Genomic DNA, 22,290 nt, shown 5'->3' on the forward strand with positions numbered 1-22,290 from the left:
GGTTCATTATCTAATAATGTAGCGAAACATCTGTCAGAAGTCAAAAGCTAGGGGGAAACATTAGTGAATAGTTATATCAAATATGTATTAAAACGTGTCTTTTTCATGATCATCACGCTTTGGTTAATTGCAACAATCACCTTTTTCTTGATGCAATTGCTGCCGGGCACGCCATATACGAATCAGGAACGTTTGAGTCCTGAAACAATCGAGATGCTAAATAAACAAGTCGGTTTGGATAAACCAGTTATCGTACAATATGGGATTTATCTTTCTAATTTGCTTCAAGGAGATTTTGGAATTTCCTTCCAATTTAAAAACCAGCCAGTCGCACATTTGTTAGCTGGAAGAATCGGACCGTCTTTGCAATTAGGGTTACAGGCAATTATCTTTGGAACAGTCCTAGGAACGATTTTAGGAACGATTTCTGCCATGAAGCAAAATACATGGGCAGATACATCTTCTACACTTGTAGCAATATTAGGTCGTTCCATTCCAAACTTTGTATTTGCTGTTTTACTACAATATATCTTTGCAATCAAATTACAAGTTTTACCAATCGCAAAATGGGATGGATTTGTGTACACGATCTTGCCGACAATTGCATTGGCCATGTCGCCGCTTGCTGATTCTGCTCGATTTATCCGGACGGAAATGGTGGAAGTACTGCATAGTGATTACGTGGAATTAGCAAAAGCAAAAGGATTGAGCCGTTGGGAAATCGCCTTTAAACATGGTCTTCGAAATAGTTTGATCCCATTGATGACTTTATTAGGACCCTTGGCTGTCGCATTGATGACCGGATCACTGGTGGTAGAAAATATCTTTGCTATTCCTGGTATCGGTGAACAATTCGTTAAGTCGATCACAACAAATGATTATCCTACGATCATGGCTGTAACGATTCTTTACTCATTTATGTTGATTTTTGTTATTTTGATCGTTGATCTGCTGTACGGTCTAGTTGATCCAAGAATTCGTGTTTCAGAAGGGAGCCGAGGATAAATGGAAATGACACCCAAGCGTTATGAAACAGTCGCAGATATTCCTGCGGATGAGTTTCTTCCATTACAAAAAAATACCGAAGAAGAACGTGAGCAGATTACTGCACCTTCTTTGAATTTTATCCAAGATTCATGGCGCCGTTTAAAGAAAAACAAAGCTGCCGTTATTTCAATGTTTTTACTGTTGGTCATCATTTTGATCTCTGTGGTCACGATCTTTGTTTCGCCACATGATCCAACTGCCCAAAACGTGGCTTATATCAATTTGCCTCCTCGTATTCCGGGAATCAATATCGATGGATTGAATGGAAAAGCAATGGTCGGCGGAGAACTGGTTGATAAATATGCTCAAGCAAACGTTCCTTCAAACGTAAGTTTCTTTTTAGGAACAGACGGTTTGGGCCGTGATGTATTAAGCCGTTTATTTATGGGAACGAGAATCTCGTTGCTGATCGCATTTATTGCTGCATTACTAGATGTAACGATTGGGGTAGCTTACGGGTTAATATCTGGTTTGTTAGGCGGACGTGTCGATAATGCGATGCAACGTTTTTTGGAAATCTTGTCAGGAATTCCAAACCTCGTTGTCATGATTTTGATGTTGGTCGTCTTCGAACCAGGAATTTTTTCCATCGTGGCTGCTATGGCCATCACAAACTGGATACCAATGGCACGTATCGTTCGTGCACAAACAATGAAATTAAAAGATCAAGAATATGTTCTAGCTGGATTGACATTAGGTGAGTCAAGAATGAAAATTGCATTCAAACATATTTTGCCGAATATCTCCAGTGTCATTATTATTCAAATGATGTTTAGCATCCCATCTGCTATTTTCTTCGAAGCCTTTTTAAGTTTTATCGGTTTAGGTCTTACGCCTCCGTCAGCTTCATTAGGAACGATGTTGAGCGAAGGGTACAAGACATTCCTGTATCTGCCTTATCTATTATGGATTCCGGCAGTAACTTTATCGGTTATCATGATTGGCTTTAACTTACTTGCTGATGGATTGCGTGATGCCTTTGATCCTAAAATGAAAGAGTGAGGACGATGACGAAAATTTTAGAAGTGAAAGACTTAGAAATCTCTTTTGATACGTATGCTGGAAAGGTACGAGCGATTCGCGGTGTCAATTTTCATTTAAATAAAGGAGAAACATTGGCGATCGTTGGGGAATCTGGAAGCGGAAAATCAGTGACAACCAGAAGCATCATGCGCTTGCTGTCGAGCAATGCCAATATAGATGCTGGGCAAATCCTTTTTAAAGGTAAAGACATCGTTGAAAAGACAGAAAGAGAGATGCAAAAAATCCGCGGAAAAGAAATAGCAATGATTTTCCAAGATCCAATGACCTCTTTAGATCCAACGATGCCTATTGGGAAACAAGTTGCTGAGTCACTTAGAAAGCATAATAAAGTTTCGAAAAAAGAGGGACAAAAAGCTGCGTTAGAACTGCTTAAATTAGTTGGTATACCTGAAGCTGAGAAACGTATCAATAGTTATCCCCATCAGTTTTCAGGAGGTCAACGCCAACGGATCGTGATTGCGATCGCACTGGTATGTTATCCGGAAATTCTGATTGCTGATGAACCTACAACAGCACTTGATGTGACTATCCAAGCACAAATATTGGAACTACTGAAAGAAATTCAGACAAAAATCGATACATCAATCATCTTTATCACTCATGACCTTGGTGTAGTAGCGAACGTTGCTGACCGTGTAGCTGTTATGTATGGGGGAAGAATCGTTGAAGTTGGAACATCCGAAGAAATTTTCTACAACCCGCAACATCCCTATACTTGGGGACTGCTTGGGTCAATGCCGACATTAGACAGTGCGAACGACCGATTGTATGCCATTCCTGGTTCTCCACCGGATTTACTGAATCCACCAAAAGGAGACGCATTCTACCCAAGAAATGAATTCGCGATGAAAATCGATGCAGAACAAGAACCGCCATTTTTTGAACTATCAAAAACACACAAGGCAGCAACTTGGCTACTTGCTCCACAAGCGCCTAAAGTGACGCCGCCAGGAGAAATCCAACGTCGCTGGGCTATTTTTAAAGAGAAACAAAAACATACTTATGGTCAAGGAGGAATTGCTGATGCCAAATAAACTACTTGAAGTTAAAGGACTGAAACAGTATTTCAATGTAGGAAAAAAGAATGAAGTACATGCTGTAAATGACATCAGCTTTCACATCTATGAAGGAGAAACATTTGGTTTAGTAGGCGAATCTGGAAGCGGAAAATCCACTACTGGCCGAACGATCATTCGTTTGAATGAACCTACTGACGGTGAGATATTATTCGACGGTCAAGATGTAACGAAGATCAAAGACAAAAAAGGATTGACGAAATTCCGACATGATGTTCAGATGATCTTTCAAGATCCATACGCTTCGTTGAATCCTCGGATGAAAGTCAGAGATATCATTGCGGAAGGAATTGATGTCAATGGGTTAGCTAAATCACCAGAGGAACGTGCCAAAAAAGTCGATGATCTATTAAGAACCGTTGGATTGAATCCGAGCCACGGCACTCGTTATCCCCATGAATTTTCAGGCGGACAGCGCCAGCGTATTGGTATTGCACGAGCATTAGCAGTAAAACCGCGATTTATCATTTGCGATGAACCGATTTCTGCATTAGATGTTTCCATCCAAGCCCAAGTTGTCAATTTATTGCAAGATCTCCAACGAGAACATCAATTGACCTATCTATTTATTGCGCATGATTTATCAATGGTTAAACATATCAGCGACCGAATCGGTGTAATGCATAACGGTTTGTTATTAGAAATGGGAAAAAGTGATGAAATCTATAATCACGGTGTCCATCCTTATACAGAAAGTTTGTTATCTGCTATTCCTCTGCCAGATCCAGATCATGAGAGAAAGCGCAGAAGAATCAAATATCAACCCGAACCAGATGACGGACAAGTACGTCAGCTTCGTGAAATCGCACCAGAACATTTTGTCTATGCAACTGAGCAGGAAGTCCCATATTACGCAAAAAAATTAAAACGACAAAAGGAATCTCTTCTGGTTGCTAACTAGGAGGGACATAGATGCTAAAAGCTTTTAAATTCCGTATGTATCCGACAGAAGAACAAAAACAGCAATTGATCCGTACTTTTGGCTGTGTTCGATTTACCTATAACCATTTGCTGAAAGAACGGCAGAAAAGTTGGCAACAAACAGGAGTGGTCGATTTTTCGCTCACGCCTGCTACGTTAAAAAAAGAATACCCATTCTTAAAAGAGGTAGACAGTCTTGCTTTAGCAAATGCACAGCTTAATTTGGACCGAGCTTTTCGCAATTATTTCAAGGGACGTGCCAGCTTCCCAAAGCTTAAAACGAAAAAAAGTATGTGGCAATCTTATACGACGAATAATCAAACTCATACGGTCTATCTGAAAAACGGCCACTTAAAATTACCAAAACAAAAAGAACTAATCAAGATAAACCAGCACCGTCCAGTCGAAGGCACGATTCGTTCCGCTACGATTTCTGCTCGATATAATGAAGAGTTCTATGTCGCACTACTTTGTGATGTTTCATCAATAAAAAAAGAATCGTCAGCTAAATGGATTGGGATTGCCTATCATCCAAAAACATTGATCGAAACATCGCATCCCATAGAAGTAACTTTACCAAAATTTGACCAGACAGAAGAAAAACTTCAGCATGCACAGCGGAAATTAAGCGTAAAAGTCCGCTCCGCTCACCATAGAAAGACCAGGTTAGATCAGGCAAGCAATTATCAGAAACAAAAGAGAAAAGTAATGGATCTTTATCTGAAACAAAAGAACCAGCGAGAAGATTATCTTGAACAATTATCTGGGAAATTGGTCAAACAATATGACTACTTATTTGTAGAATCTTTTCCAAAAGAAGATGCACATGCTGATTTTTCTATTCATGACTGGCATAAATTAATAACAAAATTGCGTTATAAGTCCCAATGGTATAATAAAAAATTTCTTTTGATCAATACCGACGGAGCAGAAGAAAGCAATTTTGTAAGAAAGAGCCAAGTGTTAGAACAACTAGGCAGGCATTCGGTCATTAAGGAATAAAAAATGAATGAAACTGACAGGAGCGTTAGGGTTCGCCTTGTTAATAAAAAGTCTGATTGACTTTTGTTTCTAGGAATTTTCTTTTGAAGAAAAGCTCACTAATTATGACAAACCAATAAAACAATAGCAGAAAAAATTCGTACGAGTTTTTTCTGCTATTGTTATTTTTTTATTCGAAGAATTTTACTGATATGCCAAAGTATGGAGCGAAAAACGCAAAACACAAAGAGCGGCTTTCCATTTATCTTGAGTGTTCAGAACGGAGCCCTTTCTTCACAATCCTTACTCATGATGTCCCGGCTTGAGCTGATAGATTTTTGAAGGGCGACCGATTCCTACAGGACGTTCGCCAATCTCGTCGAAATATTGGAGCATAGCTTTCTTAAAATTGGAATGATCGATCGTTTTATAATCGATTCCTAAGAACTTTGCAAATACTTTTCGAGCTTCTGTAATCGTGAAATCTTTACCTAAAACTTGCAAAACTTGCGGTTCGTGTTCCATTTTATTGACTACACGGTTGAATGCTTTCAAAATGATTTGACTATGGTCAAAAGCTAAAGTATCTTTGCCAGAAGACTCTCCAGTGACTAAGTCAAGTGAGATAGCCACTTCTCCGCTCGATAAATTGATCTTGTTGCCGTGACGTTCCAATGTGAACCAGCGTACTTCCTTAGCATCATCTCCGGCGATCAGCGGTTCTTCTCCAATGAAAGCTAAGTAGCTGACTGTGACGACCCAACCGCGCGGATCTCGATTAGGCGTGCTGAATGTATGCAGTTGTTCAATGTTTTCTTTAGAGATAACTACACCAGTTTCTTCCTTTGTTTCTCTTAAGACACTTTCTCCAGTTGACTCATCCTTTTGAACAAAACCACCAGGTAATGCCCATGAATTTCGATAAGGATGCCCTTTTCTTTGGATCAGCAATACTTTCAGCTGATCTTCTTCTTTGTTATAGCACATCAGTACGATATCAACAGTCAAAGAGGGCTTGTCATATTCTGGACGTTCCTGTTTTTGATACCAGTTAAGAAAATCTTCTTCACTTGCTTCATGTTCATAATATAATTTTTCTTCTTCTTTAGAAGCAAATCGGTTCATCAGACCACCTCCGTTGACATTAAAAGTACTTTTTACCTTATTGTAGCAGACTCTGAAAAAAAACCAAGGATTTACTTGAAAAATCCTTGGTTCTTCCTTAAATATGAAAAATAAATGGAAGTACTAGATTGAATAAAAAGAAAAGCAGATAAAACGGCAATACTTTATACCGCTCTTCACGAACGGCAAAGAAGCCGCAAATAACGATATATGCGTCAATGACAAAACGTAAAAGCCATGCGACTGTCATGAAACTGTTCAAATGCCCATGAAGGTTAAAATAACCATACATACGAATATAAAAATAGCTGAATATCAAATGTGCTAATGAAAGAAAAGCAATACTAAGTGTAAAAAAAAGATGTTTCTTCTGCATGATCGTTCCAGTCCCTTACTAAAATAGATAGTCTTTATTATACCACGAGTCAGGAAAGAAATAAAAAGCCGTTTCCGACTAAACATGAAACAAGATGAAAAATAGCATTTATTCCCTCTGTCCTTCCTTTTGAAGGAGGGAGTCATCGTAGAGAACAAGTCATTTATCCAGACTTTTTCATTTTGAAAAAAAGCTAACAGCATGCTTTTTTTATGGTATACTAGCAAGGAAACGAATTCGCATCATGCGATAAAGGAGGAAGAGCCCCGTGGCAGAAAAGGAAACTTTTTATATCACTACGCCAATCTATTATCCAAGCGGCAAACTTCATATCGGCAACTCATATACTACAATTGCATGTGACGCAATTGCTCGTTATAAACGGTTGATGGGCTTTGATGTGTTTTATCTCACTGGAGTGGATGAACATGGTCAAAAAATCGAAACAAAAGCAGAAGAATTAGGTGTAAAACCGCAAGAATACGTAGATAAAATGGCGGCTGATGTCAAAAAATTATGGAAAACGCTTGATATCAGTTATGACAAATTCATTCGTACGACAGATGATTACCATAAAGCAGCTGTTCAAAAAATATTTGATCGTTTATTAGAACAGGGAGATATTTACTTAGGTGAATATGAAGGCTGGTACTCTGTTTCTGACGAAGAATTCTTTACAGAAACACAACTTGCAGAAGTGTACAAAGATGATGAAGGTAATGTGATCGGCGGTAAAGCGCCAAGCGGACACGAAGTAGAATTGGTAAAAGAAGAATCTTACTTCTTCCGCATGAGCAAATACGCAGATCGTCTGTTGGAATACTATGAAGAACATCCCGAATTCATCCAACCAGAATCTCGTAAAAATGAAATGATCAACAACTTTATCAAACCAGGATTAGAAGATCTTGCAGTTTCACGAACAACCTTTACTTGGGGGGTACCAGTCAAGAGTGATCCGAAACATGTGGTGTACGTATGGATCGATGCATTGTCCAATTACATCACTGCACTAGGCTACGGGTCCGAGGATGAAAGTCTATTCGAAAAATACTGGCCTGCAGATGTTCAGATGGTCGGTAAAGAAATCGTTCGCTTCCATACGATTTATTGGCCAATCATGCTGATGGCTCTTGATTTGCCTCTACCTAAAAAAGTATTTGGTCATGGCTGGTTATTGATGAAAGATGGAAAAATGTCTAAATCAAAAGGAAATGTCGTTTATCCTGAAATGCTTGTGGAACGTTATGGTTTAGATGCACTCCGTTATTATTTGCTTCGTGCTGTGCCATTTGGGTCAGATGGCGTCTTTACACCAGAAGATTTTGTTTCTCGTGTCAATTATGATCTGGCAAATGATCTAGGGAACTTATTGAATCGTACGATTGCTATGATCAACAAATATTGTGATGGTCTCGTTCCTGATTATGCCTCACTTGTCACTCCATTTGACAGTGAACTGTCTACGACGGCTGCTAACGTTGTCGGACGTTACCATGATGCAATGGAAAAAATGGAATTCAATACAGCGTTAGCTGAAATCTGGGTGCTGATTTCTCGTGCAAACAAATACATTGACGAAACAGAACCATGGGTATTAGCAAAAGACGAAGAAAAGAAAGCTGAATTGAATAGTGTCATGATCCATTTAGCTGAATCCTTGCGTATCGCCGCGATTTTACTTCAACCAATCATGACAGAAACGCCAGAGAAGATCTTCAATCAACTAGGATTGGACTCTGAAACGATGAATCTTGAAGGACTGCATTTTGGCGAATTCCCTTCAGGAACAAAAGTAGTTGCAAAAGGTACACCAATCTTCCCACGTTTGGATATGGAAGAAGAAGTTGCTTTTATCCAAGAAAAAATGTCTGAAGGTACTCAAACAAACGAAGATACAGTCAAATGGGATCCAGAAGAAACAGAACTTGTTTCAACGAAAGAAAAACAAATCAAATTTGATGTATTTGAAAAAGTAGAACTAAAAGTAGCAGAAGTCATCAACTGCCAAAAAGTAGAAGGGGCAGATAAGTTGTTGCAATTCCGACTAGATGCTGGAGACAGCCAAGATCGTCAAATTTTGTCAGGAATCGCTGAATTCTATCCTGATCCAAGCGAACTGATTGGGAAAAAAGTAGTGATCGTCGCAAATCTGAAACCACGAAAGATGCGTGGACAGATCAGTCAAGGAATGATCCTTTCCGCAGAAGCACCAGATGGCTCTTTACAAGTGATTGAAGCACCAAAATCCATGCCGAATGGCTCAGAGATCGCATAAAATCATAAGAAAAACTCGCAAGACAATGCTGCTTGCGAGTTTTTTTTGTTCCTGTCAATTGCCCCAATGGTGATTATGGAAGCCAATCATATAATAAAGACACATATAACCATATAAACTGTATCCTATAAAAAGAAGGACGAGCTTTACCCACCGATGGAATCTGCAGCTTCCTAAAAACAAAAGAAAAAGTGGCTGCGAATAGTTGAATAAAATATTTGTGATCCTTTCATCTGTCTGCCAATTAAGAAAAAGGCTAATAGGAATCGTAAAGACAGAAAGAAGCAACATAATGATAAGTGGACGGGCGGTTTTTAATTGATTCATCTGGATACTCCTTTTTATTTTATTGTCTCTTACATCCAAGGATTTTGAAAGCAATAATTTGTTTACATCTACTAATAGTATTCAAAATAAAGAAAACAATCATCGAGGTCAAAATCGATGATTGTTTTCTTTATTTTGTAAAAATCCTATTATTTGATTTTATGATAACCTTTTATTTTTGTCTTCAAACGGCTTGGCAAGAGAGCAGTAAGCAGTGCAAATGGAATCGAAAAGACGTACCAGAAAATCGTTCTTCCAATACCATAACGCTGATACAGTTTCGTCAACATCACATGAAGCAAGATCAATCCTAAAAGCAAGGCACCAGCTGAAAACCAATGATTATTCCAATGCATGATTTCACGAAGTGCCATCACTCCGAAGGGATAAAAATAAAAATAGATTCCTACTAAGGTCATCCGCCAATTCTTTGTAAATGTTCCAATGTTCAACAAAAAGAAAATCGCTGAAAGCAAAATACCGATAGGTGGGAATAGCCCCACTAGAAAGGAATACAACATCCCCCACAAAATCATCACGGGACCTTTGATCAATGCAACAATTGCGATGAACACCGTCAGCAATATCAATTTTTGTGATAATGTCGCAATGGTCAATAATCCAAATAAAATCAACGTGAACCAATGCCAACAGGACTGCTGCTGTTCTTTACGAGAAAAATCGATTCGGTTGGATAAATAATCTGCTAATTTCGGATAAGAACGCTTAAAATCCATAAACTGTTCCTCCTTCGTGGAAAAGGTAGGTTTAGTATACGCAAAATAAAGAGGAAATACATCCGTCTTAAGAGGGAGTTTTTCATTGAAAGTGGAGAAAAAAGAATGGTAAATTAAAATATTCTCAGTTATACTGAAAATTATACCAAATTTCAAAGAAGAAAGAGGATGGGAATGAAAGGCAAACTAAAACGAGAAATCAATCTGTTTGGCGCATTAGCTACCGTTATGGGAACCGTGATCGGCGCAGGGGTCTTCTTTAAAACCGCTGCTGTTACTGCAAGCACGCAGTCTACAAGTTTGACATTACTAGCTTGGCTTTTGGGTGGTTTCTTAACGATCTGTGCTGGATTGACAGTGGCTGAATTAGCTACAGCGATCCCAGAAACTGGTGGAGCTGTCAAATATATTGAAGCAGCTTATGGAAAGCTGCCCAGCTTTTTATTAGGGTGGGCGCAAAGCTTGATTTATTTCCCCGCTAATATTGCTGCATTATCGATTATCTTTGCGACACAATTGACGAACTTATTACAATTATCTACCGACTATCTTTTGTTGATTGCAGTGATTACCGCTGTTTCTGTGACAGGATTGAATTTATTAGGAACAAAAGTCGGTGCGTCTGTACAATCAGTGACGCTGATTGTTAAATTGATACCAATTGCCGTGATTGTCGTATGGGGATTATTGACACCAGGACAAGGAACTGTTCAGCTATTTCCAATCGAAGCTGGAAAAGAGGTTACTTTTGTCGAAGGCTTGAGCAGTGCGTTGCTAGCAACATTGTTTGCTTATGACGGCTGGTTAGGCGTCGGCGCAATGGCTGGTGAATTGAAACGGCCGGAAAAAGATTTGCCTAAAGCGATTATACTAGGGCTGAGTTTTGTCACTGTCGTTTATTTATTGATCAATTTTGTTTTCTTGAAAACTCTGCCGATTGATCATCTTGCCGGTAATTTGAACGCAGCTTCTGAAGCATCAGACGTCATTTTTGGAGAAATCGGCGGAAAACTGGTCACTATTGGGATTTTGATTTCGGTATACGGGGCATTGAATGGGTATACCTTAACTGGGATTCGTGTGCCTTATGCGATGGCTTTGGAAGACGAGCTACCTTTCAGCAAACAGCTGACAAAGCTTTCAAAGAAATTTACGGTACCTTATGTTCCTGCGATTTTCCAGTTAGCAGTAGCTTGTATTATGATGAGCCTTGGTTCTTTCGACTTTTTAACCGACATGTTGATTTTTGTGATGTGGCTATTCAGTTTACTGATTTTTATCGGTGTCTTTATTTTAAGAAAAAAAGCGCCGGAATTGCCACGCCCATATAAAGTACCACTTTATCCAATCGTTCCGATTATTGCGATTCTCGGTGCTATTTTCATTTTAGGTATGACGATGATGACGCAAACGAAATTAGCATTGATCGGTATAGGTGTTACCTTGATTGGTATTCCAGTCTATTATCAAAAAAAGAAAAAACGCTCAGAAGAGTAAAATATTTCAACAACAGACAGAAAAAGTACGAACTAAGTCCTCTGGATCTTCGTGCTTTTTCTATTTCAACAAAACAAGTTCTTCTATTTTGATTTTTGCTACTTCTGCAAGCAGTGCTTATGTGCTAAAGTAAGAATGAAAAGGAGAGATAAACATGATATTTGATTCTCATACCCATTTAAATGCTGAGCAGTTCAATGAAGATATTCCAGAAACGATTCAGCGAGCACAAGAAATGGGGGTAACGAAAATGGCGGTCGTGGGATTCGATACGCCAACGATTGAAAAGTCTTTGCAATTAAGCCATGACTATCCAAATATTTACAGTATTATCGGCTGGCATCCGACAGAGGCTGGCAGTTATACGAAAGAAATCGAAAATAAATTACAAGAACAATTGACTTTGCCAAAGGTTGTAGCATTAGGGGAAATTGGCTTGGATTATCATTGGATGGAAGACCCGAAAGAAGTCCAAGATAAAGTATTTCGCAGACAGATTGCTATCGCAAAAGAAATGAACCTTCCAATCAGTATCCATACTAGAGAAGCACTTGAAGACACGTATCAAATCCTAAAAGAAGAAGATGTTCGAGATATTGGTGGAATCATGCATAGTTTCAGCGGTGATTATGAATGGGCAAAACGATTTCTTGACTTAGGGATGCATATATCATTTAGCGGTGTCGTCACTTTCAAAAAAGCATTAGACGTCCAAGAGGCTGCAACAAATGTACCAATCGAACGATTACTTGTGGAAACAGATGCCCCTTATCTGGCACCAGTTCCTTTTAGAGGAAAGCGAAATGAACCAGGCTATACTCGTTATACAGTAGAAAAGATTGCTGAACTTCGGAATCTGCCAACAGAAGAAGTGGCTGCCCAAACATGGTCAAATGCGCACCGATTATTTGGTCTAAGCGAACATGGATAAGATGAAGATTCAAGAGATTATAGTCGTTGAAGGAAAAGACGATACAAGAAGGCTTCGGGAAGTAGTTGATGCAGATACGATAGAAACGATTGGTTCTGCTATCAATGAAGATATCCTGATGCAAATTGAACATGCCCAAGAGACTCGAGGGGTGATCGTTTTTACCGACCCTGATTTTTCAGGAGAAAAAATAAGAAAAATCATTATGGAAGCTGTTCCCCAAGCAAAACATGCTTTTTTACCGCGTACACAAGCTAAACCAAAGAAAAAGGGAAGTCTTGGTGTTGAGCATGCAAGTGATGCTGCTATTTTAGAAGCATTGAAAAAGGTTGTGACGCCAGATATTTCCCAAACGGCTGTTTCTGAAATCACTAGACAAGACCTTTTAGACTATGGTTTAATAGCTGGAGCACAAGCAAAAGAAAAACGAGAAAAACTAGGTGATGAGTTGCGTATCGGTTATACGAATGGCAAACAATTGAAAAAACGTTTGAAGATGTTTCGTATCACGCCGAAAGAGCTCGCACAAGCAATGAAAATAGTGGAGGAACAACATGAGTGAATATCGTGAAATCGCGACACCCTCTAGAACAAAAGAGATTTTATTGAAACATGGTTTTTCATTTAAAAAAAGTTTAGGACAAAATTTTCTCACTGAACCAAATATTTTAAGAAAAATCGTAGAAACTGCGCAAATAGATGAACGAACGAACGTGATCGAAGTTGGGCCAGGAATCGGCGCATTGACAGAACAATTAGCGATGCATGCAAAGCAAGTCGTAGCATTTGAGATTGATGATCGTTTGATCCCTGTATTGGCTGATACGATGCAACCCTATGACAATGTGACCATCATACATCAAGATATTCTGAAGACGGATTTATCAACAGCCGTAAGAGAAACATTTCATGAAGAGCTTCCGTTAAAAGTCGTAGCAAATTTACCTTATTATATTACGACGCCCATCATGATGCATTTTCTTGAATCGGATTTGGTCGTAGATGAATTAGTCGTCATGATGCAAAAAGAAGTAGCTGATCGAATCTCTGCTGAACCAGGAACGAAAGCATACGGTTCATTATCGATTGCTGTTCAATATTATATGGAAGCCAGTTTAGCCTTCATCGTACCAAAAACAGTATTTGTCCCTCAGCCAAATGTAGATTCAGCGATTTTGAAACTGACAAGAAGAGATACACCGGCAGTAGAAGTGACGGACGAAAAAGCATTTTTCCGATTGACAAAAGCTGCATTTCAGCAAAGAAGAAAAACGCTTTGGAATAATTTGCAGCATTCGTATGGCAAAGATGATCAGACAAAAACATGGTTATCAAAAAGCTTGGAAACGGCTGGAATCGATCCAAAACGTCGTGGAGAGACGTTGTCATTACAAGAATTTGCCGCATTAAGCAATGCGATGTCAGAAAATAAGCAGTAAAAAAAGAGGTTGTGAGCCTGCCATTTAACTCTGAGGTACAAGGAGCAATTTCAAAAAACAGCTTCTCCTATTTTTGATTTGGTTGGTCTTATCGCCGCTGAGGCAAGCTTTTGATTCCCATTATGAACAAGGAGATGTGACACAAATTTTGTCACATCTCCTATTTTTGTCTCTTGATCAAAAATTCTTATACTTGATACTCACACTCATTTTGTATGGATTTAGAAAAGAATATGTGTCTTGACAGTTATTAGTAAGTAAGTTATACTAAGTCGACATTTAAGTGTCAAGACATATTAGGAGAGAGAAAAAATGAGAAAAAATTCAGTTCGAAAACTAACGATTTCTGCTTTATTGATTGGGATGGGGGTCATTATCCCAATGGTTATGCCTAAAATCATGATTCCACCTGCTTCTTTTACATTAGCGTCTCATGTGCCATTATTTATTGCGATGTTTTTTACACCAGGAGTTGCAGTGGCTGTTGCGCTAGGTACGACATTCGGTTTCTTTTTGACAACGCCAGTTATCATTGCATTGCGCGCATTGTCACATCTTGTATTTGCATTGATTGGGGCATGGTACTTGCAGAAGCATCCGAGTATCGTTTTAAAGAATGGACAGTTTACTTTTACTAATTGGCGTTTTCAAGGGTTCAATTTTGTGATAGGTGTGATTCATTCTTTAGTAGAAATGCTAGTAGTCAGCATCTTTTACTTCATCGGTAATATGCCTGACACGTATTACTCTCAAGGGTATTTTTATACAGTGTTCATCTTGATGGGAATTGGTGGACTCATCCACAGTTTGGTTGATTATAATATTGCTTATTTTATAGCAGGAACACTCAGCAAATATTTTGATATCCCGGTATTTACGGCAGCAAAAAAAGGAAATCGGAAAGAATCGATTCAAGGGTACGCGAAGAAAACGATATACTAATGAACTATCAAAGAAAAACTCTCATCTGCTAACGGATAATAAATCCGCTAAGAGGAGAGTTTTTTGTCCTAAAAAGAGCCACACCACTATTTTCTGGCGTAGCTCTAAAGGGGGCAGATTAGGGAAGTTTGATGACTTGTTCGGTTTCTTTATCAAAGAAGTGGCCTTTGCTGATGTTGAAGGCAAGCTCGACTATTTCGCCTGGTTTATGGAAATCTCTTGCATCTACTTTTGAGATGAACTCAGTAGAACCAGTTTTTGTGTAAAGCATCGTTTCAGCACCAAGTAATTCGGAAACGACAACTTCTGATTTGACTACGGCTTCAGGTGAAGCTTCAAGGGCTACTTGTTCACTGTGGATGTCTTCTGGACGAATACCGAAGATAACTTCTTTTCCTTCATAACCTTTTTCAACTAATACTTTGTTTTTCCCTTCAGGAATACGAAGCTTAAGCCCATGTCCATCTGTGATGACACCGTTTTTCAATGTCACATTAAAGAAGTTCATGGCAGGAGATCCAATAAAGCCGGCAACGAACATATTGACTGGTGTATCATAAACTTCTTTCGGTGTACCGATTTGCTGGATAAATCCGTCTTTCATGATAACGATTCGGTCAGCCATAGTCATCGCTTCTGTCTGATCATGAGTAACATAGATTGTCGTTGTTTCAAGACGTTGGTGAAGTTTGGCAATCTCAGCACGCATGGCTACACGTAATTTAGCATCTAAGTTTGACAATGGTTCATCCATCAAGAAGACTTTGGCATCCCGAACGATTGCACGTCCTAATGCTACACGTTGTCGTTGTCCACCAGATAAAGCAGCTGGTTTTCGTTTCAAGTATTCTGTCAGTCCGAGGATCTCTGCTGCATTGTCCACACGCTTTTTAATGTCTGCTTTATCATATTTACGTAATTTCAAACCAAAAGCCATATTATCATAAACAGTCATGTGAGGATACAATGCATAGTTTTGGAAAACCATGGCAATATCACGGTCTTTAGGTGCCACGTCATTCATGACTTTTCCGCCAATATTTAGTTCTCCTTCAGAGATATCTTCCAGTCCCGCAATCATTCGCAAAGTAGTTGACTTTCCACAACCGGAAGGACCAACAAAAACGATAAATTCACGGTCTTTGATTGATAGATTAAAATCAGTCACAGAATAATTTTCTGCATTATCATATTTTTTATATACGTTTTTCAGAGCCATTTCTACCATAATACGTTCCACACTTTCTTTTTTAGTTTTATTAACTGATTTAAGTATAAATGAAAGCGTTAACTAAGTTCAATGTCATGTTGAACAAGAATTTTTTCTTTTTTTTTGTCAATGTGCTAGTTTTAAGCTTCAATAAATATCCATAAGAAATAAAAACTGATACACTGGAGTAAATAAGTATGTTAACCATATCAAAAGGAGTGTCTCTTATGAAAATCGCTTTGATCGCTCATGACCGAAAAAAATCTATGATGGTGAAATTAGCAACAGCGTATAAAACAATATTGGAAAAACATGAACTTTTTGCTACCGGGACGACTGGACAACGTATCACGGAAGCGACCGGCTTGCCCATTCATCGGTTTAAATCCGGACCGTTAGGCGGAGATCAGCAAATTGGAGCAATGATCTCGGAGGACCAGTTAGATTTGGTGATTTTTCTTCGAGACCCGTTGGCTGCACAGCCGCATGAACCAGATGTAACAGCACTTATCCGTTTATCTGACGTTTATGAGATTCCGTTGGCTACGAATATCGGAACAGCTGAGGTGCTGCTAAGAGGACTGGAAGCCGGCTTCCTAGATTTTCGAAGAATCGTCCATGAAATAGACAAACGTCCACTTTCATTTTGATGGACAAGTGTATGGAAAAATAACGTTTAATGTTCGTCTATATGTAGCTATAAAAGCTAAACAAACTGAAAATATGCAATATAATACGAACGTATTGTATAATATAACCAATAATATTAGTTTTTCGTGTTTGCAGTAAATGTGAAAATATGCTATAGTTTCTGTGGGAAAAGATCCCAAAAATAATACAGAGTAGAAAATAAAGCGTTAAGTGCTAAGAGGATGGGATGTTGCCTCTTGGACGAAGGACGTAATGTTCGCGGTTTTATTTTCGCATTCGCTGCATGATACGATGTAGCAGCTCTTAAAGGAGATGCTAAAAATGAAGAAACACCGGTTAGACGCACGTATGATTGCTATTATGGGCTTACTGATTGCATTGATGGTCACGTTGTCCCGTCTGGTAGCAATCGAGACCCCATTTATTAAAATCAGTGTCACATTTATTCCACAAGTGATCATGGGCATTCTTTTTGGTCCTTTTTGGTCAGGGATAGGCGCAGTTTTAGCTGATTTAGTAGGAATGGCTCTCTTCTCAAAATCTACATTTTTTATTGGATTTACATTGAATGCATTTATTGAAGGAGCAATCTACGGATTCTTTTTCTATCGAAAAGAAATCACTTGGAAAAATGCGATTTTGGCTACGCTTAGTGTCACGCTGATCATAAACTTATTTTTGACACCATTATGGCTTGCGTTGATGTACCATGTACCATTGTTCAGCTGGGTCGTTTGGGCGCCCCGCCTGTTAAAAACAGTGATATGGTTACCGATTCAATCAATTGCCATTTATTACGTAGGACGTAGTATTCCTTACAAAAAAATTTTAAGAAGTTTAGCGATCCACGCTAAATAAAAAACAAGCAGTCTTCCCATCCCAGAAGACTGCTTGTTTTTATTGTGCTGTGAATTGTGCTTGATAGAGCCGTCGGTAATAACCATCTTTTTGAAGCAACTCATCATGGGTGCCCATTTCGACAATGGCTCCCTGATCCATCACTAATATCTGGTCCGCATTTTTGATTGTGGACAGGCGATGGGCAATAACAAAACTGGTTTTACCTTCCATCATTGCTAAGAAGGCTTGTTGGATTTTTTTCTCTGTCAATGTATCGACTGAGCTAGTAGCCTCATCTAAGATCAGCATAGGCGGATTACTGATCATCGTTCGAGCAATCGTCAACAGTTGGCGTTGTCCATCTGATATCTTTAACCCTTGACCGCCAATCTTAGTATCTAATTTTTCCGGCAAACGTTCAACAAATTCATACATATAAGAAGCTTTTAGGGCATCATTGATTTCTGCGTCACTTGCTTCCGGATTCCCAAAACGAAGATTTTCTCGCAATGTACTGTCAAATAGCCAAGTATCTTGTAACACCATTCCAAAACTTTTACGTAATGTATCACGTTGGATAGAGCGGATGTCATGGTCATCGATTGTAATCGTTCCTTTTGTTGTGTCATAAAAACGCATCAGCAAATTAACAAGTGTGGATTTTCCGGCTCCTGTTTTTCCTACTATAGCAATGGTTTGACCTGGATAAGCAGTAAAATTGAAATCTTCGATCAAACGCTGTTTGGGGTCATAAGAAAAAGAAACATGATCAAAAGAGACTTTTCCTTTGATATTTTTGGGTTCCAAGGCATAGGCATCTGGCAAATCAGGCGTTTCTTCTGGTTGATCGATCAAATCAAATGCTCGTTCTAGACCAGAAAAAGCGGTTTGCAGTTGTGTCGTGATTCCAGAAAGTTCGATAAATGGTTTAGAAAACTGACTTGAGTAGATCGTAAAGCTGGAAATCACACCAACAGTGATTGACGAACCACTCTTCAATGCCAATAGGCCGCCAACCAAACCAATCGATAAATAAGCAAGGTGATCTACAAAACGAGAAGACGGGTTTGTCAAGGAAGAAGAAAATTGTGCCCGTTGTCCTTTTTGATATAGATCAGCATTTAACAGTTCAAATTGCTGTTGACTAGCTTCTTCTTGCTGAAAAGCTTTCACGATTTTCTGATTACCGATTCGTTCGGTCACAAAGCCCGAAATCTCCCCAATGATTCTTTGCTGTCTATCGAAATTTGTTTGCGAAGCACGAGCAACGATCCAACTCACAAGGAAAATAATCGGTGTGGAACAAAGAACGACCAATGTCAGAAGTGGACTTAGACGCATCATAAAAATAAACGAAAGAAGGATAATCGCAACTCCGGAAAACAATTGATTGAAGGCTGCAGAAATCGCAATAGAAATGTTGTCCATATCATTTGTAAATCGACTGACGATATTTCCATGAGAATTTTGATCATAATAACGAAGTGGCAATCGATTTAAATGGGCAAAAGCATCTTTTCTTAATGTTGCAACGGACAAGTAAGCTAACCGATTGCTTAATACTTGGATGAGCCATTGACTGACTACGTTGATCAAAACGATCCCACCGAACAGAATCAGTAAATGGAATAGTCGATTGAAGCGAACTTGTCCTTCTCCGATCATTTGATCGATACTTTGGCCAATTTGTAACGTCATCACAACTGTTGCGATCCCGTTGATGATCCCTAGTAATACAGCTAGCCAAATGTCTTTCGCATAAGCAGTAAGATAAGGGATGAAGCGACGGAGTGTCTGCAAGGATAATTTTTTTACTTTCATAACTATTCTTCCTCCTGTGATGCGACGATTTCCTGATATTCCGCTGATTGAGCAAGTAATTCTTCATGCGTACCTTGAGCAGCGATCTTTCCTTGATCCATCACTAAGATATGGTGGGCTTCTTGAATGGAGCGGACACGTTGGGAGATAATGATCACTGTACTGCCAAGATAAGTCTGCAGCGCCTTACGCAAATCCAAGTCAGTCTGATAATCCAACGCACTCAAAGAGTCATCTAAAATCAGTAATTCTGGCTTGGCAATCAAAGCTCTTGCAATCGTTAGTCGCTGTTTTTGACCGCCGGAGAAATTTTTTCCGTTTTCCATGACTTTTGTATCTAAACCATTTGGAAGCTGACGTACAAATTCTTTTGCCTGAGCGATTTTCAGGGCTTCCCAACACTCATCTTCTGTGGCATCTTGCTTACCCCATTGAAGGTTTTCACGAATAGTCCCAGTAAATAACACGGAAGTTTGGGGAACAAGGGCGATTTGCTGACGAAGATGATCCAGCTGCCAAGAACGAACGTCCATTCCATCCATTATGACTGTACCGGAACTGACATCATAGAAGCGCGGAATCAATTGAGTCAAAGTCGTTTTCCCGCTTCCCGTTGGACCAATGATTCCAAGGACCGTATTTCGCTTCAGCTGAAATGTAATCCCTTGAAGAGAAAGCCCAGAATCAGGAGTATAACGGAAGTCAACGTGATCAAAAGCGAGAATCGATTCAGAAGAAAAATCGGGAGTAGTACTGATCTCGGCTTCAAGAATCGAATTCTCTGTGTCTAGAACCTCTTTTACTCGATTACCTGAAGCTTCGGCACGTGTGAAGATCACGACGAGGTTTGAAACAACGATCAGTGCCAAAAGCATTTGATTCATATAATTGATCAAAGCAAGAACTTGTCCTTGTTGCAAACTCCCAATGTTTACTTTGATCCCGCCAACTGTTAGCAAACAAATGATTCCGACATTCATGATCAAGGTCGTAGCAGGTGATAAAAGGGCAGAGATATTGGAAACACGTAAATAATTGTTCGCTAGATCATTTGTGCTTTTATCAAACTTTTCTGTTTCTTTTTTTGTCTGTGCAAATGCACGTATGACACGAACGCCGCTAAGATTCTGACTGACGTGTTCATTGAGCTGGTCTAGTTTTTCTTGCACTTTTTGATAGAGAGGAACAGTTTTTCTGATGATAAAAAATAAAATGATGGAGAAAATAGGCAATAATGCTAAGAAAAACAGACCTACTTCCCAGTCGATCACAAAAGCCATGACTACTGAACCGATGCTTAAAAATGGTGCTCTAATCAATAAACGAATGACCATTGCTAAAGCTAGTTGAAGCTGATTGATGTCGTTTGTCATTCGAGTGATCAAGGTATCTGTTCCAAAATGATTCAACTCGTTGTGAGAGAAAGTATTGATTTTTTTGATCAGCTGATTTCGCAACTCTGTACCAAATCCTTGTGAAGCTACTGAAGCATAATATTGGCAAATGATAGCACAAATCAGACCAATCACAGACATAGCGACCATCCATAAGCCCATTTCAATGATTTTTCCTCGGTCATTCATTTTTAGTCCATTATCGATCAAGGAAGCCATCATTAAAGGTAGGACAAGTTCGAAGACAGCCTCAAGAAACTTGAAGAACGGACCCAAAATGATTTGCTTACGATAATCTTTTGCATAACGTAATAACTGAATCATATGATTCCTCCTATTATTTATTTGTCTACAATTGAAAAAACAAGTACTACCACATTGTAGCTTAGGAAATTTAGAATGAAAAGAGAACAAGCCTTTTCATAAATGAAAGTTTTATTATGAAGAGATTTTAGAGATTGAATAGAGTATTTTTTAGAAAAAAAGAAAGAGAACGGGAAATTCATCCCGGTCTCTTCATTCCTCCAAACGTCTATTTTGTCCGATTTTTTTATAAATGAATCGTGTGCAAAAGGTGGATCAGGTACAGAATCATCAATGGAGCGCTATTTATTTTTTGAAAATAAAAAAGTAGTGATTCCATGATTTAAGTAAAAAACAGCGAGTATAAAGCAAATGATCTTAGTAATGAATAAAATCTCATAAAATGGGGAGGGCGAAGCTTCATTTTCCATAAAAACCATCGTTATTTTTGGCGAAAAAATTAAAAGTAACGATGTTATTAAATATAATAAAAGCTTTGTTTTCATAGTTTATTCTCCTTTTTTAAAAGTTGTTGAAATCGTTTTCTTTTTGTGCTATGAAGTTATTGTAACAAATTGTTTGTGGGAAAGCTAATTAATGTTGAAAGAAGGGATATGAGAATGAAAAAATCGTTGATTGGTTTATTATGTGTGGCAACTTTAGGGGGGGGTAAGTAATATCGGACAGCCTGTGTTTGCTGTAGAAGTGGATGAATCAGTGATCGACATATCAAATGAAAAGAAAGAGATAAACATAAGTCCCGTACTCACTTTTGATGAAATGGTGCGAGAAGTAGCAAAAGAAAACGGCATCCCTATTATCCAAGCACAACAAGAGCTTGGATTCACAGATGAAAGTGCAAGACAAGCACGTACAGCAAGAGCAACATACAGAACATTATCGCAATCTTTCACAGTCAATGCTAGTTATAGACCCACGATGCGCTTTTATTGCGAGACCAGTGAAAGTGGAAATTTTAGGGCTATCAAAAGAATCCTACGAGTTGAAATGATCCGCGGATATAATGGTTTGTCGAAACAATTTGGTGGAACTGTTTATGTTCATTTAGAAGATGCTAACCGTATTTTTTACATTGTAAATGGCGACTTCTTCAATAATGGTTCAACAACTTGGAATGCAGGGGTGAACATCGGAGTAGGAAGAAACGCTTCTATTAAGTTTGGTGTAACGAATACAACCTCTCATTATCAATATCGCTATGTAGAAAGCCGTTTGCGATTTTGATATCAAAACAGCACACGAAAAAGAAAACAAGGCAGGAACAGTGATGTTTCTACCTTGTTTTCTTAATCAATGGGAAAAAACTAAGAGTGGTGTACGTAATCAATA

The 22,290-nt window shown here is 38.8% G+C and carries 21 protein-coding genes and 1 riboswitch; of the genes, 14 read left to right on the plus strand and 7 right to left on the minus strand.

The features are described 5' to 3' along the window. Positions 1–63 precede the first annotated feature (63 nt). From opp3b to AB3I27_RS09390, 5 genes are read left to right on the plus strand one after another with little or no spacing between them, the layout of a single operon-like run. Positions 64–1,005, plus strand: a complete 942-nt coding sequence (gene opp3b / locus AB3I27_RS09370; RefSeq protein WP_002293573.1) for an oligopeptide ABC transporter permease — start codon at positions 64–66, stop codon at positions 1,003–1,005. Next, positions 1,006–2,049 carry an ABC transporter permease gene (locus tag AB3I27_RS09375; protein ID WP_002293574.1) on the plus strand — a complete coding sequence of 348 codons (1,044 nt, stop codon included), beginning with the start codon at positions 1,006–1,008 and terminating at the stop codon, positions 2,047–2,049. Positions 2,050–2,054: 5 nt separating this feature from the next. Next, positions 2,055–3,125, plus strand: coding sequence for an ABC transporter ATP-binding protein (locus AB3I27_RS09380; RefSeq protein ID WP_002310131.1), 1,071 nt, complete (start codon positions 2,055–2,057; stop codon positions 3,123–3,125). Beyond that, entirely contained in the window at positions 3,115–4,068 is a 954-nt protein-coding gene (locus tag AB3I27_RS09385; protein ID WP_002310132.1) for an ABC transporter ATP-binding protein, read from the plus strand. Before AB3I27_RS09380 ends, AB3I27_RS09385 begins: the two co-directional genes overlap by 11 nt. Before the next feature lie 11 nt (positions 4,069–4,079). Then, positions 4,080–5,090: an RNA-guided endonuclease TnpB family protein gene (locus AB3I27_RS09390; protein ID WP_002320387.1), complete on the plus strand. Its 1,011-nt coding sequence runs from the start codon at positions 4,080–4,082 to the stop codon at positions 5,088–5,090. Positions 5,091–5,372: 282 nt separating this feature from the next. Here AB3I27_RS09390 and AB3I27_RS09395 read toward each other — a convergent pair whose 3' ends face one another. Together AB3I27_RS09395 and AB3I27_RS09400 are read right to left on the minus strand one after the other, a co-directional pair. Beyond that, positions 5,373–6,194 carry an NUDIX hydrolase gene (locus tag AB3I27_RS09395; RefSeq protein ID WP_002293580.1) on the minus strand — a complete coding sequence of 274 codons (822 nt, stop codon included), beginning with the start codon at positions 6,192–6,194 and terminating at the stop codon, positions 5,373–5,375. Between the two features lie 97 nt (positions 6,195–6,291). Then, positions 6,292–6,570, minus strand: a complete 279-nt coding sequence (locus tag AB3I27_RS09400) for a hypothetical protein (RefSeq protein WP_002293582.1) — start codon at positions 6,568–6,570, stop codon at positions 6,292–6,294. Between the two features lie 268 nt (positions 6,571–6,838). On the opposite strand from AB3I27_RS09400, the gene metG reads away from it, so the two are divergent. After that, positions 6,839–8,848: a methionine--tRNA ligase gene (gene metG, locus AB3I27_RS09405; RefSeq protein ID WP_002289325.1), complete on the plus strand. Its 2,010-nt coding sequence runs from the start codon at positions 6,839–6,841 to the stop codon at positions 8,846–8,848. Between the two features lie 54 nt (positions 8,849–8,902). On the opposite strand, the gene AB3I27_RS09410 is transcribed toward metG, so the two are convergent. Both AB3I27_RS09410 and AB3I27_RS09415 read right to left on the minus strand, forming a co-directional pair. Further along, positions 8,903–9,175 carry a hypothetical protein gene (locus tag AB3I27_RS09410; protein WP_061086260.1) on the minus strand — a complete coding sequence of 91 codons (273 nt, stop codon included), beginning with the start codon at positions 9,173–9,175 and terminating at the stop codon, positions 8,903–8,905. A gap of 149 nt (positions 9,176–9,324) precedes the next feature. After that, on the minus strand, positions 9,325–9,912 hold the full coding sequence (locus tag AB3I27_RS09415) for a hypothetical protein (RefSeq protein WP_061086259.1): 588 nt from the start codon (positions 9,910–9,912) through the stop codon (positions 9,325–9,327). Positions 9,913–10,086: 174 nt separating this feature from the next. Here AB3I27_RS09415 and AB3I27_RS09420 point away from each other — a divergent pair, with 174 nt between their 5' ends. From AB3I27_RS09420 to AB3I27_RS09440, 5 genes are all read left to right on the plus strand, one after another. Then, positions 10,087–11,409, plus strand: coding sequence for an APC family permease (locus AB3I27_RS09420; RefSeq protein WP_104760002.1), 1,323 nt, complete (start codon positions 10,087–10,089; stop codon positions 11,407–11,409). Between the two features lie 154 nt (positions 11,410–11,563). Beyond that, positions 11,564–12,340, plus strand: a complete 777-nt coding sequence (locus AB3I27_RS09425; RefSeq protein ID WP_002315759.1) for a TatD family hydrolase — start codon at positions 11,564–11,566, stop codon at positions 12,338–12,340. Continuing rightward, positions 12,333–12,902: a ribonuclease M5 gene (gene rnmV, locus AB3I27_RS09430; RefSeq protein WP_061086258.1), complete on the plus strand. Its 570-nt coding sequence runs from the start codon at positions 12,333–12,335 to the stop codon at positions 12,900–12,902. The genes AB3I27_RS09425 and rnmV overlap by 8 nt, the downstream gene beginning before the upstream one ends. Further along, positions 12,895–13,779 (plus strand): 16S rRNA (adenine(1518)-N(6)/adenine(1519)-N(6))-dimethyltransferase RsmA, encoded by an 885-nt coding sequence (rsmA, locus tag AB3I27_RS09435; protein ID WP_002310145.1) that lies wholly within the window; start codon positions 12,895–12,897, stop codon positions 13,777–13,779. The genes rnmV and rsmA overlap by 8 nt, the downstream gene beginning before the upstream one ends. 312 nt (positions 13,780–14,091) lie before the next feature. Continuing rightward, on the plus strand, positions 14,092–14,721 hold the full coding sequence (locus AB3I27_RS09440) for a hypothetical protein (RefSeq protein WP_002314080.1): 630 nt from the start codon (positions 14,092–14,094) through the stop codon (positions 14,719–14,721). A gap of 118 nt (positions 14,722–14,839) precedes the next feature. Here the strand turns inward: AB3I27_RS09440 and AB3I27_RS09445 are convergent, their stop codons facing one another. Next, positions 14,840–15,949, minus strand: a complete 1,110-nt coding sequence (locus tag AB3I27_RS09445; protein WP_002310147.1) for an ABC transporter ATP-binding protein — start codon at positions 15,947–15,949, stop codon at positions 14,840–14,842. A gap of 209 nt (positions 15,950–16,158) precedes the next feature. Between AB3I27_RS09445 and mgsA the strand changes: the two genes are divergently transcribed. Together mgsA and AB3I27_RS09455 are read left to right on the plus strand one after the other, a co-directional pair. After that, entirely contained in the window at positions 16,159–16,581 is a 423-nt protein-coding gene (mgsA, locus tag AB3I27_RS09450) for a methylglyoxal synthase (RefSeq protein ID WP_002310148.1), read from the plus strand. 186 nt (positions 16,582–16,767) lie between these two features. Further along, a riboswitch (THF riboswitch) is annotated at positions 16,768–16,866 on the plus strand. A gap of 37 nt (positions 16,867–16,903) precedes the next feature. Further along, on the plus strand, positions 16,904–17,440 hold the full coding sequence (locus AB3I27_RS09455; protein ID WP_002310149.1) for a folate family ECF transporter S component: 537 nt from the start codon (positions 16,904–16,906) through the stop codon (positions 17,438–17,440). Positions 17,441–17,479: 39 nt separating this feature from the next. On the opposite strand, the gene AB3I27_RS09460 is transcribed toward AB3I27_RS09455, so the two are convergent. Next, positions 17,480–19,243, minus strand: coding sequence for an ABC transporter ATP-binding protein (locus tag AB3I27_RS09460; protein ID WP_002310150.1), 1,764 nt, complete (start codon positions 19,241–19,243; stop codon positions 17,480–17,482). 2 nt (positions 19,244–19,245) lie between these two features. Then, a complete protein-coding gene (locus AB3I27_RS09465) occupies positions 19,246–20,961 on the minus strand; it encodes an ABC transporter ATP-binding protein (protein ID WP_047927888.1) in 1,716 nt (571 codons plus the stop codon). Positions 20,962–21,657: 696 nt separating this feature from the next. Here AB3I27_RS09465 and AB3I27_RS09470 point away from each other — a divergent pair. Further along, the gene (locus AB3I27_RS09470) at positions 21,658–22,185 is read left to right on the plus strand and encodes a hypothetical protein (RefSeq protein ID WP_227140549.1); all 528 of its coding nucleotides are present in this window, start codon (positions 21,658–21,660) and stop codon (positions 22,183–22,185) included. Positions 22,186–22,290 lie beyond the last annotated feature (105 nt).

It is taken from the genome of Enterococcus sp. C46 (assembly GCF_040887565.1).
Lineage (GTDB): Bacteria > Bacillota > Bacilli > Lactobacillales > Enterococcaceae > Enterococcus_B > Enterococcus_B lactis.